The organism is Shewanella frigidimarina, from assembly GCF_003797125.1.
GTDB classification, from domain to species: domain Bacteria; phylum Pseudomonadota; class Gammaproteobacteria; order Enterobacterales; family Shewanellaceae; genus Shewanella; species Shewanella frigidimarina.
Window position 1 is genome coordinate 193,418 of sequence record NZ_RKKE01000007.1, and the last position, 13,100, is coordinate 206,517.

Annotated in this window: 15 protein-coding genes; 11 read left to right on the forward strand and 4 right to left on the reverse strand. The window is 42.4% G+C overall.

Going from position 1 to position 13,100, the window contains the following annotated elements; genetic code table 11:
- Together EGC86_RS18115 and EGC86_RS18120 are read left to right on the forward strand one after the other, a co-directional pair.
- The gene (locus EGC86_RS18115; RefSeq protein ID WP_059745870.1) at window positions 1-564 is read left to right on the forward strand and encodes a cytochrome c oxidase assembly protein; all 564 of its coding nucleotides are present in this window, start codon (window positions 1-3) and stop codon (window positions 562-564) included.
- Entirely contained in the window at window positions 561-1,436 is an 876-nt protein-coding gene (locus EGC86_RS18120) for a cytochrome c oxidase subunit 3 (protein ID WP_123778475.1), read from the forward strand. The genes EGC86_RS18115 and EGC86_RS18120 overlap by 4 nt, the downstream gene beginning before the upstream one ends.
- Window positions 1,437-1,452: 16 nt before the next feature.
- Here the strand turns inward: EGC86_RS18120 and EGC86_RS18125 are convergent, their stop codons facing one another.
- Entirely contained in the window at window positions 1,453-1,671 is a 219-nt protein-coding gene (locus EGC86_RS18125) for a DUF2909 domain-containing protein (RefSeq protein WP_123778476.1), read from the reverse strand.
- Between EGC86_RS18125 and EGC86_RS18130 the strand changes: the two genes are divergently transcribed.
- The 5 genes from EGC86_RS18130 to EGC86_RS18150 are packed head-to-tail and all read left to right on the forward strand — an operon-like array spanning window position 1,619 to window position 5,602.
- Window positions 1,619-2,446 (forward strand): SURF1 family protein, encoded by an 828-nt coding sequence (locus tag EGC86_RS18130; RefSeq protein WP_123778477.1) that lies wholly within the window; start codon window positions 1,619-1,621, stop codon window positions 2,444-2,446. The genes EGC86_RS18125 and EGC86_RS18130 overlap by 53 nt on opposite strands.
- 57 nt (window positions 2,447-2,503) lie before the next feature.
- Window positions 2,504-3,055 carry a hypothetical protein gene (locus tag EGC86_RS18135; RefSeq protein ID WP_123778478.1) on the forward strand — a complete coding sequence of 184 codons (552 nt, stop codon included), beginning with the start codon at window positions 2,504-2,506 and terminating at the stop codon, window positions 3,053-3,055.
- Entirely contained in the window at window positions 3,055-4,035 is a 981-nt protein-coding gene (locus EGC86_RS18140; protein ID WP_011635741.1) for a COX15/CtaA family protein, read from the forward strand. Before EGC86_RS18135 ends, EGC86_RS18140 begins: the two co-directional genes overlap by 1 nt.
- Before the next feature lie 13 nt (window positions 4,036-4,048).
- Window positions 4,049-4,960: a heme o synthase gene (cyoE, locus tag EGC86_RS18145; protein ID WP_102036307.1), complete on the forward strand. Its 912-nt coding sequence runs from the start codon at window positions 4,049-4,051 to the stop codon at window positions 4,958-4,960.
- A gap of 27 nt (window positions 4,961-4,987) precedes the next feature.
- Window positions 4,988-5,602 (forward strand): SCO family protein, encoded by a 615-nt coding sequence (locus tag EGC86_RS18150; protein WP_123778511.1) that lies wholly within the window; start codon window positions 4,988-4,990, stop codon window positions 5,600-5,602.
- Window positions 5,603-5,620: 18 nt separating this feature from the next.
- Here the strand turns inward: EGC86_RS18150 and EGC86_RS18155 are convergent, their stop codons facing one another.
- Complete coding sequence (locus EGC86_RS18155) at window positions 5,621-6,679, reverse strand: polysaccharide deacetylase family protein (RefSeq protein WP_123778479.1); 1,059 nt, start codon at window positions 6,677-6,679, stop codon at window positions 5,621-5,623.
- A gap of 14 nt (window positions 6,680-6,693) precedes the next feature.
- Here EGC86_RS18155 and EGC86_RS18160 point away from each other — a divergent pair, with 14 nt between their 5' ends.
- The 3 genes from EGC86_RS18160 (at window position 6,694) to EGC86_RS18170 (ending at window position 10,409) form a co-directional block, all read left to right on the forward strand.
- Window positions 6,694-8,037 (forward strand): MATE family efflux transporter, encoded by a 1,344-nt coding sequence (locus tag EGC86_RS18160; RefSeq protein WP_123778480.1) that lies wholly within the window; start codon window positions 6,694-6,696, stop codon window positions 8,035-8,037.
- Between the two features lie 71 nt (window positions 8,038-8,108).
- The gene (locus EGC86_RS18165; protein ID WP_123778481.1) at window positions 8,109-10,043 is read left to right on the forward strand and encodes an alpha/beta hydrolase family protein; all 1,935 of its coding nucleotides are present in this window, start codon (window positions 8,109-8,111) and stop codon (window positions 10,041-10,043) included.
- Window positions 10,044-10,079: 36 nt separating this feature from the next.
- Complete coding sequence (locus EGC86_RS18170) at window positions 10,080-10,409, forward strand: FKBP-type peptidyl-prolyl cis-trans isomerase (RefSeq protein ID WP_059745879.1); 330 nt, start codon at window positions 10,080-10,082, stop codon at window positions 10,407-10,409.
- Between the two features lie 107 nt (window positions 10,410-10,516).
- Here the strand turns inward: EGC86_RS18170 and nfuA are convergent, their stop codons facing one another.
- Both nfuA and EGC86_RS18180 read right to left on the reverse strand, forming a co-directional pair.
- Window positions 10,517-11,095, reverse strand: coding sequence for a Fe-S biogenesis protein NfuA (gene nfuA / locus EGC86_RS18175; protein WP_123778482.1), 579 nt, complete (start codon window positions 11,093-11,095; stop codon window positions 10,517-10,519).
- A gap of 271 nt (window positions 11,096-11,366) precedes the next feature.
- Complete coding sequence (locus tag EGC86_RS18180; RefSeq protein ID WP_123778483.1) at window positions 11,367-12,173, reverse strand: ComF family protein; 807 nt, start codon at window positions 12,171-12,173, stop codon at window positions 11,367-11,369.
- A 43-nt stretch (window positions 12,174-12,216) separates the two neighbouring features.
- Here EGC86_RS18180 and bioH point away from each other — a divergent pair, with 43 nt between their 5' ends.
- Window positions 12,217-13,023, forward strand: a complete 807-nt coding sequence (gene bioH, locus EGC86_RS18185; protein WP_123778484.1) for a pimeloyl-ACP methyl ester esterase BioH — start codon at window positions 12,217-12,219, stop codon at window positions 13,021-13,023.
- Window positions 13,024-13,100: the final 77 nt, after the last annotated feature.

Sequence of the window (13,100 nt, forward strand, 5' to 3'; positions counted from 1 at the left end):
ATGACACAGCCAACAAAATCAAATCGTAAGCTATTAATCATCCTGATTGCCGGGTCAATTGGTATGTTTGGGTTTGGTTTTGCGCTGGTACCGCTTTATGACGTGCTCTGCGATACATTGGGGATTAATGGCAAAACCCAAAATAGCGCCAGTAGTTATGAAGCGGTGGTGGTTGATAAAAATCGGACCGTAACCATTGAATTTGTGACTCAAGTTCAGTCAGGTATGCCATGGGAATTTAGCCCTAAAGTTAACCAAATAAGCGTGCATCCTGGGGAGCTCACTCACGCACAATTTTTGGTTAAAAACCTGTCGACACGTGACACTGTAGGCCAAGCAATTCCTTCAGTATCACCAGGCCAAGGTGCGGCATACTTTAATAAAACGGAATGTTTTTGCTTTAATCAACAACCTTTGGCTGCAGCAGCAACAGCAGAACTGCCACTGATTTTTTACGTGGACCCTGATTTACCAGCGTCCATTAACACATTGACTCTCTCTTATACCCTTTACGACATCACCGATAGACAGACGATAGTCATAGAGCAAGGAGCATCAAAATGACAACAAAGTATCAAACTTATTATGTGCCAGCCCAAAGTGCTTGGCCAATAATCGGTGCTATAGGTTTATTTTTAATTGCGTTTGGCGCGGGTAATTATGTACAACAATTAACCACTGAAAAAACCTCTGGCGGTTACATTTTAATAACTGGCTTGGCCGTGATTATCTTTATGATTTTTGGTTGGTTTAAGACCGTTATTGATGAATCAATGGCTGGACTGTATTCACCGCAAATGGATCGTTCATTTAGACAGGGAATGAGTTGGTTTATTTTTTCAGAGATTATGTTTTTTGGGGCATTTTTCGGCGCGCTATTTTATGCCCGCATGATTTCAGTACCTTGGCTTGGTGGCGCATCTAACAATGCCATGACCCATGAAGTGTTATGGCCTGCATTTGAAGCTATGTGGCCATTGGTTATAACACCTGATGGCACTGCAACTGAAGCTATGCCATGGACGGGATTACCATTAATTAACACCATTATATTGCTAACCTCGTCAGTTACTTTGCACTTTGCTCATACCAACCTTGAAAAGGCCAATCGTAAGCCCTTGATAATCTGGTTAGCGTTAACGGTAATTTTGGGGATTGCGTTTCTCTGTTTACAGGTTGAAGAATATAGCCATGCTTACCAAGAAATGGGGCTAACGCTCTCTTCTGGTGTCTACGGCAACACCTTCTTTTTGTTAACTGGTTTTCACGGCATGCACGTCACTATCGGTACCCTGTTCTTGATTATTTTATTACTCAGAATTGTGAAGGGTCATTTTACGCCCGACAAGCATTTCGCTTTTCAAGCTGGGAGTTGGTATTGGCACTTCGTTGATGTGGTGTGGTTATGCTTATTCATTTTCGTATACGTACTATAAAACAACGTATTAACGACTAATAAGGTCTGGGGTTAGGTTGAATGTAACCAAGCCCCAAAGCCACCAGCAATACCATTATAACGACAACAGACAACAATACGCGCCGGCCGAGAAAACGACTCATGGATTGTTGATGCTCGCCCTTAACCATAATAAATAAGGCCCTACCTAAGTTAAATAATATGAATACAAGCAACGAGACTAAAACTAACTTAACGATGAAAGGTGTTGTCACAGGCAATCCTTTTAAAAGTGTGGGTGTGTCTCGGGTGTTATTCGTAATCATTACTTTGGTCGTGTTTAGCCTGTTGGTCAAGTTAGGATTATGGCAGTTATCACGAGCAACCTTTAAACAAGAGTGGCAAAACACGCTACTTCAGCGTCAACAGCAACAAGCTGTCACTTATGAGGAAATGTTGGCAATAGTTGAATTGTCAGAAACCTCAACAAACTCACAACCGGAGACGAGATTACTCACGGGTTACCGTCTATCTATCTCCGCCAAACCAGTTAATAACATGATGCTGCTATTAGACAATCAAGTGTATCAAGGCCAAGTGGGATATTTAGCGTATCAAATTTTTGAAATAACCCCTGAACAACCTTGGATATTGGTCGAGCTAGGCTTTGTACCTGCAAACAAGGACCGCCGAATTTTACCTGAACTAACCCCGTTAAAAACAAATTACTACACACTGGTTGGCCGAGTTTATCAAAAACAACCCAACCCATTAAGTGACCGACTCGATGCAGAGCAATTAGCAGATGCTCATGCTCCAGTACGTTTTCAAAATATCAATATACCCGCACTCACTGACATGCTTGGCCATACGCTGACGTCTGTGGTGCTGCAACCCGACAGTGTTCCAAATTATCACCTACCTCAACCTTGGATACCCATTCCATTGTCGGCACAGAAACATCAAGGGTATGCCTTGCAATGGTTCACTATGGCAGCAGTATTTTTAGGACTAATGAGTTGGATAGCATTTCGACAATTTCGACGCTAAGCATCGTCGTTCATAATTAACTTAACAATAATATCAAAATGATAAAGAGGAGATGGAATGAACTCCCTACCGAAAAAAAGTAATAAAGCACTACTGGTCTTACTGCTGGTATTTATTTTACCGGTTGCCTTAGCCAAATTAGTGTTAAGCCTAGAGCTGTATAACGGAGCGGCAACCAACAAAGGGGCATTAATCGCTCCCGACATAAACTACGCTAACTTAGCCATGGAGAATCCTAAACCTCATGCATGGCAAGTACTGTTTTTTTTACCCGAAACCTGCAATGATCAATGCCAGGAACGGCTGTATATTTTACACCAGAGCTATATTGCCCTCGGCAAAGATAGGGATCGTGTTACCCCAATCATTGTAGTAAACAGCCACAGTGACACCAAAATCCTCAAGCAATTAAATATCTCTTTTGACCAAGCAAATGCCAATGACGCACTTGCTGCACTATTGACCAATCAACAGCTTATTATTGTCGACCCTCTAGGTAGCTTAGTCATGCAATATGACAACGTAATAGGTCACGACGCCAATATTGCTCAGGGCAAAGCCATGATTGCCGATTTGCGCAAAATGCTTAAGTTGTCGAGGGTTGGCTAATGGCAATACAGCGATTAATCAAATTCACATTAGTGTTTACCTTGGCAGTTATTCTAATGGGCGCCTATACACGTCTGTCTGATGCTGGATTAGGTTGTCCTGACTGGCCGGGCTGTTACGGCCATCTAGCGGTGCCGAGTGCAAGCCATGATTTAGCCAACATTGAAAGTCGATTTCCTGATGCTCAAATTGAGCCAGAAAAAGCTTGGCTTGAAATGATCCATCGCTATATCGCTGGTACTTTAGGGTTAATGGTTTTAGCCATTCTGATTATGTGCCTTAAACAGCCGCAAGCACCCAAAAAACTGCCTGTATTTATTGCGGTACTCATTGTGTTTCAAGCCGCATTGGGAATGTGGACTGTCACCATGAAATTAATGCCTGTTGTCGTTATGGCGCATCTTATAGGCGGTTTTAGTTTATTCGCCTTGTTACTGCTGTTATATCTGCGGCTTAAACCATTAAGGATCCCCGGAGGTGATACCTATGCGCGTAAGCTCATTCCGTTAGCATTAGCCAGTTTGGGTGTATTAGTCATTCAAATTATACTTGGTGGCTGGACCTCATCAAATTACGCAGCGCTTGCCTGTACCACCTTGCCCATCTGTGAAGGCAATTGGGTCGATAACTTACGTTTTGCCGATGCTTTTTCACCATTTCAAGGCGATCACCCCAGTTTTGAATTTGGCGTTTTAGACTATGCCACTCGCATGACCATTCATGTCAGTCACCGAATTTGGGCTGTGGTAACCGCCATAACCCTAATCGTACTCGCACTAAAATTACGCTATGCACAATCACACATAATGCGTAACAGTGGTTACTTATTACTGTTACTCGTCATCGCTCAAGTCGGACTGGGTATAAGTAATGTGGTGATGAATTTACCTTTAGGCATCGCGGTATCACACAATGGAGGCGCAGCCTTATTGCTGCTTACCTTAGTCTTTATTAATTACGCCTTGTGGCGTAAAGCATAAGTGAGGATCAACCATGACAAAACCTCTTACTATTAGTCAGGTTCAACCCAAGATAACTCTACAATGGCGCGCCTATTTTGAAATGACCAAACCCAAAGTCGTAGCACTTATGTTGCTTACGGTATTGGTCGGCATGTGTTTATCTGTGCCTGGCATTGTACCGTTACAACCTTTGGTTGCGGGAATGGCTGGTATTGCGATGATGGCAGGCTCTGCGGCGGCGTTTAATCACTTAATTGATCGTAAAATCGATGGTTTGATGGCTCGAACTTATAATCGTCCCCTGCCTAAAGGTAAAATCTCCACCACTAAAGCGGTAACCTTTGCGGTGTCGCTTGGAGCACTCGGCTTTGTGGTGTTATATACCTTAGTAAATCCTCTCACTGCTTGGTTAACCTTTGCCAGTTTGATTGGTTATGCCTTGGTGTATACAGCCTACCTTAAGCGGGCGACCTCACAAAACATTGTCATTGGTGGCTTAGCCGGCGCTATGCCGCCATTATTAGGCTGGACCGCAATAACCAATGAACTGCATGGCTATGCCTTACTACTGGTTATTATTATATTTACCTGGACTCCACCGCATTTTTGGGCATTAGCCATTCATCGCCGTAAAGAATATGCCAAGGTTGATATTCCAATGTTACCGGTTACACATGGGGTCGAATTTACCAAAACCTGTATTTTGCTTTACACCATTCTATTAGCCATAGCCTGCCTACTACCCGTTTTAGTCGGCATGTGTGGTCCAATATATTTGGTGGGTTCAACGGTACTCAGTTGTGGTTTTATTTATAAAGCGTGGCAGTTAAAGTTTCATGACTATCCAGAACTGTCTATGCAAGTATTTAAATTCTCGATTTATCATTTAATGGTGTTGTTTATTGTATTATTAGTTGACCATTACTTTTGGGTAAACGCTTAAATTAGAAAGGAAAATATATTGAAAATAATGATAGCGGTAGGGCTAATGTTATTAGCCCTAGTGGGTGGTGTCGTTTATCAACAGACGCAAACAGAGCCTATGCCATTGGCGACCAGTTATGTATTTGAGCAGCAGCGCCCATTAGCACCATTTACATTAGCAGACCAATACGGCAATGCGTTTACTAACCAAACGGTGCAAGGTAAATGGAGTTTGTTCTTTATTGGTTACACCGCTTGCCCAGATGTATGCCCTACCACTCTGAACAAACTTGCAGCGGCTTATCCACAACTGCAAAAAATAGCCAGCAATGTACAAGTGGTGTTTGTGTCAGCAGACCCCAAACGCGACACTCAAGCTAAACGTTTAGATTACATAAATTTTTTCAATAAAGACTTTAAAGCGGTCAGCGCAGAACACACCGACTTATTTCCGTTTAGTCGTGACTTAGGCTTTGTGTATGCCATGGTGGGAGAGGACAGTGACTACCAAGTAGACCATAGCGCATCGTATGTGTTGGTTTCGCCAAGAGGGGAAAAAATAGCAGTATTTAAACCCAAACCACAACCTGGGCAGCTCACACAAATTCTTAATGCTGAGCTAATTTCTGACTTTAGCCAAATCGTTCAATCTTGGCGTTAGTGATTCACGCTACTGTCGTTATTCTTCGAGCCACTGACCATTATCTTGCGGGCGGATCCACGCTTGTGAGAACCAATAATAGCCCGTTTTAGTTTTGCTGGGTGCTGTACAGTTATAACGTGAACGCCCTGGAGCTAAATCTGATGATGCTTGAATCGATAAGCGATTTTCACTTAACCAAATAGGTTTCTTCGGTCCTTGGCCTTGAATAAAACACATCACTTGATGTGGATAAATATCCTGCGTATCAATAGTTAACTCTAATTTAGGTCGCCACTTACCTGATACCAATAATGGATCGCTGATGTTCTGCTTAATCACCGGCATCGGTAAACTGGAAAACTTAACCGTTAAACTCGCTAAATCAGCATAAGCATTGGCAACCGGAAAGCGCGGTAATGCCGTTAGTGAAGCATATTCCCCTGCAGCACCAGATTGCTGACCAAAGCCAACAAAGCCCTGTTTCGCCAAAATTGCTTCTAATTTGTTAGTGTATTCACCATACGGGTAGGCAAACATTTTTACACTTTGGCCAGTACGTTTTAATATTTCAGCTTCTGTCGATAAGATATTATCTTCGACACGGGCTTGCCATTGGGCTTGGGTTTCTTTGCCTTGACGACGAATTAAATGTTCGTGTCCCCAACTGTGGTTGGCAATCGTCACGCCTTGCTCGGATAAGGCAGTAATGTCTTTCCAACTCATCATGCCCTTGAAACCGGCATCGATGGGGGCAACAGAAATAAACACAGTGTACGGAAATTGATGTGAGGCTAGAATGGGCGCAGCATTGTTGATAATGCTGTCATAACCGTCATCGAAAGTAATCACAATACGTCTATCGGCTATTGGCGTGTTATGCTTTATTGAATCAACAGCTTCAGCTAATGAAATCACAGTAAAATCATTATCAGCCAAGTACTGCATCTGTTCAGCAAACTGACTTGGCGTGACACTTGTGCTTTTCGGGGTATCGTCCGACACGTGGTGATATTGTAAAATGACCACTGCATTGGCATCAAAATGCAATACACTCAAGCTGAACACCGCCAACAATAAAGCTATTTTTTTAACCATGATTATCCATACCTATGTCAATTAGCGCATTACTATTAAACCGCCAAAAAAATCGTCAATTATTGGCTTTAGCGACACCAATGATACTGTCGAATATCACTATTCCACTATTAGGATTAGTTGATACTGCGGTGATTGGTCATCTTGGACAAGCTTACTATCTTGGTGGCGTAGCGCTAGGCAGTACCATTATCACCTTGATGATTTGGTTACTGGGCTTTTTACGCATGTCCACCACCGGGCTAGTCGCACAAGCCTACGGTGCTAATGATACCTCAACTCAACAACAATTACTGATACAAGGTTGCAGCCTAGCATTAACGTTGGGAATAGCTTGTGTAATATTACACTCTCCCATACTCGATTTAGCATTAAGCCTGAGTGATGCCAGCGAACAAGTAATGTACTACTGCCGCCAATACGTCGAAATTCGAATTTGGTCACTGCCTTTTGCCCTTATCAACTTAGTGTTATTAGGCTGGTTACTCGGACGCCAGGCGCCAAAAGCTGCTATGTGGCAATTAATTATCGCTAACAGCGTTAATATTATTCTCGATATTGTGTTTGTCATCATCTTTAAATGGAATGTCCAAGGTGCAGCATTGGCATCGGTTATTGCTGATATTAGTGCTTTTTCAGTGGCATTGATTATGGTCAAGCGCCAACTGGTGCACACTGGTGGGCTTAATTTAAGCCAGGTTATCGCGCATTTATCATGGCGCGGATATGCTCGTTTACTCACCTTAAACCGTGATATTTTTATCCGCAGTTTGTGCTTGCAAGCCGCCTTTAGTTTTATGACCTTTTATGGTGCCGGTTTAGGCGACAATACTATTGCTGCCAACGCAGTACTGCTTAATTTACTGATGCTGATCTCTTATGCGTTAGATGGTATAGCCTATTATGCTGAAGCCGAAGTCGGCCGCGCATTTGGTCAAAAAAATCCAACACTACTGCATGACAGTGTTGTATTGGCTTTTTGCTGGTCGGCAATGGTTGCGGTGTTATTTAGCCTGCTTTTTTGGTCGGTAGGACCATGGATAATTCAGCTATTAACCAATATTGAAGCGGTACAAAACACCGCAAACATCTACTTAATCTGGCTCATTTTTATGCCTATCTTGGCATTTGGCTGTTATCTGTTCGATGGCGTGTATATTGGTGCTGCACACGGGAGTATTATGCGTAACAGCATGATAATTGCTACCTTTGGCGTTTACTTTCCGAGTTGGTATCTATTGCAAGATTGGGGCAACCACAGCCTTTGGGCTGCGATGTCAATATTCATGCTATGCCGAAGCGTGACTCTTGGCTGGCACTATTACTACAAACTCAGATATCAACTGGCGGCCGCATAATATATTGAAGACCTTGATATAAAAATGTAACATCCAAATAACATTTTTATATCGCATTACATGGACCTTTAATGAAACGGATTTTATGGCTTGTTGTTATTAGTTTATGTCTATTTTCGCTTAGCTCATTTGCCAAACCTCTGCCTATAGAAGCCTTTGCCAGCATCCCAGATGTCCGCTTTGTTAGCTTATCTCCAGACGGTAAAAAAATTGCGTCTCTTGTACGAGTCAGTACTAATGAGCTTGAGGGCCAAGTACTCACTATTCGCGATATTCAAACCAATAAAGATATTTACCCATTACAGACTGACAATCAGAAATTTGTCATTTTATCGTTAACGTGGGCAAATAATGATGTCATCTTAATCGAGTCTAAATATCCCGCCATCCGTCGAGGTGTTCCCACAACCGAAACACGGTTAATAAAATACTCACTGAGCGACAATAAAACCTCAAGTGTGTTTTCTAATCGTTCTCTATCGCGTTTTGTCGATTTACCGCAATTACAAGCATCGGTTATTGATTATCTTGACACCGATCCAAACCACATCCTTATGCAAATTCAAGGTTTAGGTTCTAAACCGCAATATGAAAGCGTCGTTAAAGTCAGTTTAAAAACAGGCGGTATCAAGACTTTACAACCAGCACGTATGCACATTGGAAACTGGTTAACCGATAGGCAGCACAATGTGCGTATTGGTATTTATCGCGATGACACAACCTACCGTATTTACGAACAAAAAGGAGCGGGTGAAGATCTCCGCAAATTATGGGAGTTCGAGGCTTTAGCAGAAGACGTAATTTGGCCTATCGGTTTTGACCATGATCCTAATATCTTATATATCAGCGCCTATCATCAAGGTTTTAAAGCCATCTTTAAAGTCAATTTAACTGACCCAACATTGACTAAAGAACTAGTTTCTCACAATGAAAATTACGATATTGAAGGCTGGCTCGTGTATTCCGCGCTAAAACAAAAGGTCATTGGTTTAAGCACCGACATTGAAGGTGAATATCTGTTCTGGGACCAAGATTATATCAAGTTGAACAATGGTCTTACAACTGCATTACCAGAGTCACATAATGTGATCACTCAGTTCAGTGATGATGAACGTCGTTACATCGTTTATGCAACTGGCCCTATAGAATCTGGTGCGTATTACTTTGGTAATAGAGACCAAAAGGCACTTTACCCTATAGCTTACCGTTACAGCCAATTGCCACCAGAAGTGTTATCTCAACCGCAAACAGTCCATTATAATGCTCGTGATGGTTTAGCCATTGAAGCCTTCCTCACCACTCCAAAAGACATTGTCGCCAAAAACTTACCGACCATAATTTTCCCCCATGGCGGACCTATTAGCTACGACTCAACCACGTTTGATTATTGGGCGCAGTTTTTAGCTAATCGTGGTTATGCTGTGCTACAAATGAACTTTCGCGGCTCGTCAGGCTATGGATTCAATTTCATGAATTCGGGTCTTAAAAACTGGGGCCTAGAAATGCAAACCGACATTGAGGATGGTACTCACTGGCTTATCGAACAAGGTATTAGCGATCCAAAACGCGTGTGTATTGTCGGTGCGAGTTACGGCGGTTATGCCGCATTAATGGGCGTAGCTATCACCCCAGATCTGTATCAATGTGCCATTAGTGTTGCGGGCGTGACAGACCTTGAATATTTAGTTAAATCATCGCGTCGGTACGACAACAGTAAAATTGTTAAAAAACAAATTGGTGATAATTACGACGATTTATATCAGCGCTCACCTATTAGCAAAGTGGCTAATATTAACGTGCCGGTGTTATTAATCCACGGCACTAAAGATCGCGTGGTGCGAGTACAACACAGTGAAGAAATGTATGATGCGCTTAAGGATTTACATAAACCCGTAAAGTATATCGAACTGGAAAATGGCGATCATTACTTAAGTAGTAATGAACATCGTCTTACAACATTCATTGCTATAGAACACTTCTTAGCGACCAATCTTGGGGTAAAATAACCTTAAATAGACCAAGTCTTCACACACGAGAACACTATGACTCAAGAATTGATTATCACCGACATTGAAGTTGGCAGCGGCAAAACCGCAGTTAAAGGCGCGCTAATTACCACTCGTTATAGCGGTCGATTAGCCGACGGGAGCCAGTTTGATGCTTCTGATGCATTTCAGTGTGTCATTGGTACCGGCAGAGTCATTAAAGGCTGGGATCAGGGCATTATTGGCATGAATGTAGGTGGCAAGCGTCAGCTATCTGTCCCGGCTCATTTAGCCTATGGAGAACGCCAGATTGGTGAGCGTATTCCAGCAAACTCTGATTTGTTTTTTGATATTGAATTACTCGAAGTACTCACTCGAGACGACTAAAACCACGAGCTGACGAAAACCTAATCGACACCAACAAAAACGCGACCCATAATAAAGTCGCGTTTTTATTTTTTAGCTTTGTTTATTAGCAGTAATTCATCACGCGATTAAGCGTAAGAATGTTCGCCATGCTGATGTTCTGTTACATCACGCACACCAGTTAATTCCGTTGGGAACATATCTAATAATTGCTTCTCAATACCATCTTTTAAAGTGATATCAACTTGTGAGCAACCGTTACATCCACCACCAAACTGCAATACTGCAACACCCGCGTCAGTAATTTCTACTAACATGATGTTACCGCCATGGCTGGCAAGTTGTGGATTAATTTCTGATTGAATAACATATTCAATACGTTCAACTAATGGTGCATCACCAGACACTTTACGCATTTTTGCGTTAGGTGCTTTTAATGTCAGTTGTGAACCAAGCTGGTCGGTCACAAAATCAATGCTGGCATCATCTAAGAACGGTGCGCTCTTTTCATCAACCATTGCACTAAAGCCATTAAATGGAAGTTCTACATCATCAGCTTCAGCGGCATCAGGTGGACAATAAGACACACCACACTCTGCTTGTGCAGTACCTGGGCTGATAACAAACACACGAATGTGCGTACCTTCCGGCTGGTCGGCCAACAATTTGACGAAATGGGCCTGAGCTGTATCGGTAATGGTGATCATAAAAACCTGCTCCGTCAGGGAATACCTGAGTAAATTAGTAAGAATTAGACATATGATACTCTGTGTTGCATTGGCTTTGTAGTGTCCGTGGGATTTGATCTCGAAAAAATGATCCAGTTCAACTTTTTTTAACCCTAAAAAAACGGCAATGCCTCACATACCATGGGCTACAAGAAATATTAATTAATTGTTTTTATTTACAAAAAATCTTGTTATTACTCAAATCGAATTAATCTAACCTAAACCTAGGTTAATCTACCCTTAAAAAGATTTAATCTAATAATCCCGGCGCTTCAGCACGCGCAAGGCACCAAGTCTGCACATGGATAAACTGTAGACTAAATAAACCTGCAATTTCATCTACGGTTGTTCCAGTCGTGACCACATCATCAATCAACGCAACACGCTGATATGTCATGTTTGGTTGTAATGCAAATGCACCATGGCAGTTTTTACGCCTCTGCTTACCCGCTAGTCCCGTTTGTGGCAAAGTATCAACAATTCGAATTAAGCAACGGTCATCTAGAGGAATATTCGTTAAAAGGCTTAACTCTTTAGCAATGAGCCAAGCTTGATTAAAACCTCGCTGACGTAAACGATTTGGATGTAATGGAACGGGGATTAACACTTGTGGACGCCTAATAATGCCGTGCTTAATTAACAATGCGATTCGACAGGCTAATTGCTGAGTTATCGCGTTGAGCGGTGCACATTGCTGTTGGTATTTAATGGCGGCAATAACAGGTCCCAGTCCTTGATGATAACTACAAGGTGCAACCACATAATTGGGCTCTTGTTTCAAACACTTTCCACAATAAGCCTGTAACAGAGCTATTTCGCGACCACAACCTAAGCACACTTCATGCTGATACAAACTCGCCGCTAAACACACTTGGCAAACACCTGTGAGGACTTGATTAGGAAACAATTGCTGATAACCCGTTTGATCTATCCTTTGCTGGCACAGCAAGCAACGGTTGGGTAAACTGCCTAGTAAAATCACCCTAGCATGCTGAATGTGCTTGAGGCATAAGCCTAGTATGTGGGTGATGTCGATTGAAATATTGATTGGCGGCATTGGCTATTCATTCCATTAAATAGACTCAAAAGAGGTGTTAACCGTGAGTTTTCCTGCATTGCATATTGATACCGTAGGCTCACAAGGCCAAGACATAGTGCTATTACACGGTTGGGGGGTGAATAACCAAGTCTTTAGTCCATTAAAAAACGCATTGCACCAGTATAGAGTGCATTATGTGGATTTGCCGGGTTTTGGGTTAAGTCCTAATATCGACGGAGGCATAACGCAATGGTCACAAGCACTTGCAGAACAACTTCCACAGCAGGCGATTTGGATTGGTTGGTCGCTAGGTGGGTTAATCGCTAGCCAAATTGCCATCGATTACCCAGAGTCAGTGGCTGCATTAGTCACTATTGCCTCATCCCCATGTTTTATGGCCCGCGAAAGTGTTATGACTCGTGGAATAGATGATATCAGGCCCGCCTGGCCTGGTATTCAGCCTGATGTATTGGCACAATTTTCAAGCCAATTAAGTCGCGATGTGTCTCGTACTGTTGAACGATTTCTGGCGATTCAAGCCATGGGAAGTGATAACCCCAAAGCTGACATCCAACAAATAAAAAGCTTAGTGTTAAGCAAGCCATTGCCGACACAACAAGGTTTATCCCAAGGATTGGATATGTTAGCGCAGGTGGATTTACGTGCCACGATCACTCAAATACAGCGGCCATGGTTACGAATTTGGGGAAAGTTAGATAGTTTGGTGCCGAGAAAGATTATCTCGTCATTACCAAGCAGTGACAACATTGAAGATGTGCTGCTCCATAAAGCATCCCATGCGCCGTTTATTTCGCATCCTGATGCATTTTTAGACCATTTATTACCGTGGATCACAAAATACCGCTAAAAATATCTTAATAGCACTTTAGCCTTAGCCAAATGTTGTCTATAATTTAGTCAAGGCGTCGTATTGACAAGGTCAAC

Coding starts and splice junctions, on each gene's coding strand:
- EGC86_RS18130 (WP_123778477.1), top strand. CDS start 1,619: ATGAATACAAGCAACGAGACTAAAACTAACTTAACGATGAAAGGTGTT.
- cyoE (WP_102036307.1), top strand. CDS start 4,049: ATGACAAAACCTCTTACTATTAGTCAGGTTCAACCCAAGATAACTCTA.
- EGC86_RS18165 (WP_123778481.1), top strand. CDS start 8,109: ATGAAACGGATTTTATGGCTTGTTGTTATTAGTTTATGTCTATTTTCG.
- EGC86_RS18140 (WP_011635741.1), top strand. CDS start 3,055: ATGGCAATACAGCGATTAATCAAATTCACATTAGTGTTTACCTTGGCA.
- EGC86_RS18135 (WP_123778478.1), top strand. CDS start 2,504: ATGAACTCCCTACCGAAAAAAAGTAATAAAGCACTACTGGTCTTACTG.
- EGC86_RS18155 (WP_123778479.1), bottom strand. CDS start 6,679: ATGGTTAAAAAAATAGCTTTATTGTTGGCGGTGTTCAGCTTGAGTGTA.
- EGC86_RS18180 (WP_123778483.1), bottom strand. CDS start 12,173: ATGCCGCCAATCAATATTTCAATCGACATCACCCACATACTAGGCTTA.
- EGC86_RS18170 (WP_059745879.1), top strand. CDS start 10,080: ATGACTCAAGAATTGATTATCACCGACATTGAAGTTGGCAGCGGCAAA.
- EGC86_RS18150 (WP_123778511.1), top strand. CDS start 4,988: ATGATAGCGGTAGGGCTAATGTTATTAGCCCTAGTGGGTGGTGTCGTT.
- EGC86_RS18160 (WP_123778480.1), top strand. CDS start 6,694: ATGTCAATTAGCGCATTACTATTAAACCGCCAAAAAAATCGTCAATTA.
- EGC86_RS18115 (WP_059745870.1), top strand. CDS start 1: ATGACACAGCCAACAAAATCAAATCGTAAGCTATTAATCATCCTGATT.
- EGC86_RS18120 (WP_123778475.1), top strand. CDS start 561: ATGACAACAAAGTATCAAACTTATTATGTGCCAGCCCAAAGTGCTTGG.
- nfuA (WP_123778482.1), bottom strand. CDS start 11,095: ATGATCACCATTACCGATACAGCTCAGGCCCATTTCGTCAAATTGTTG.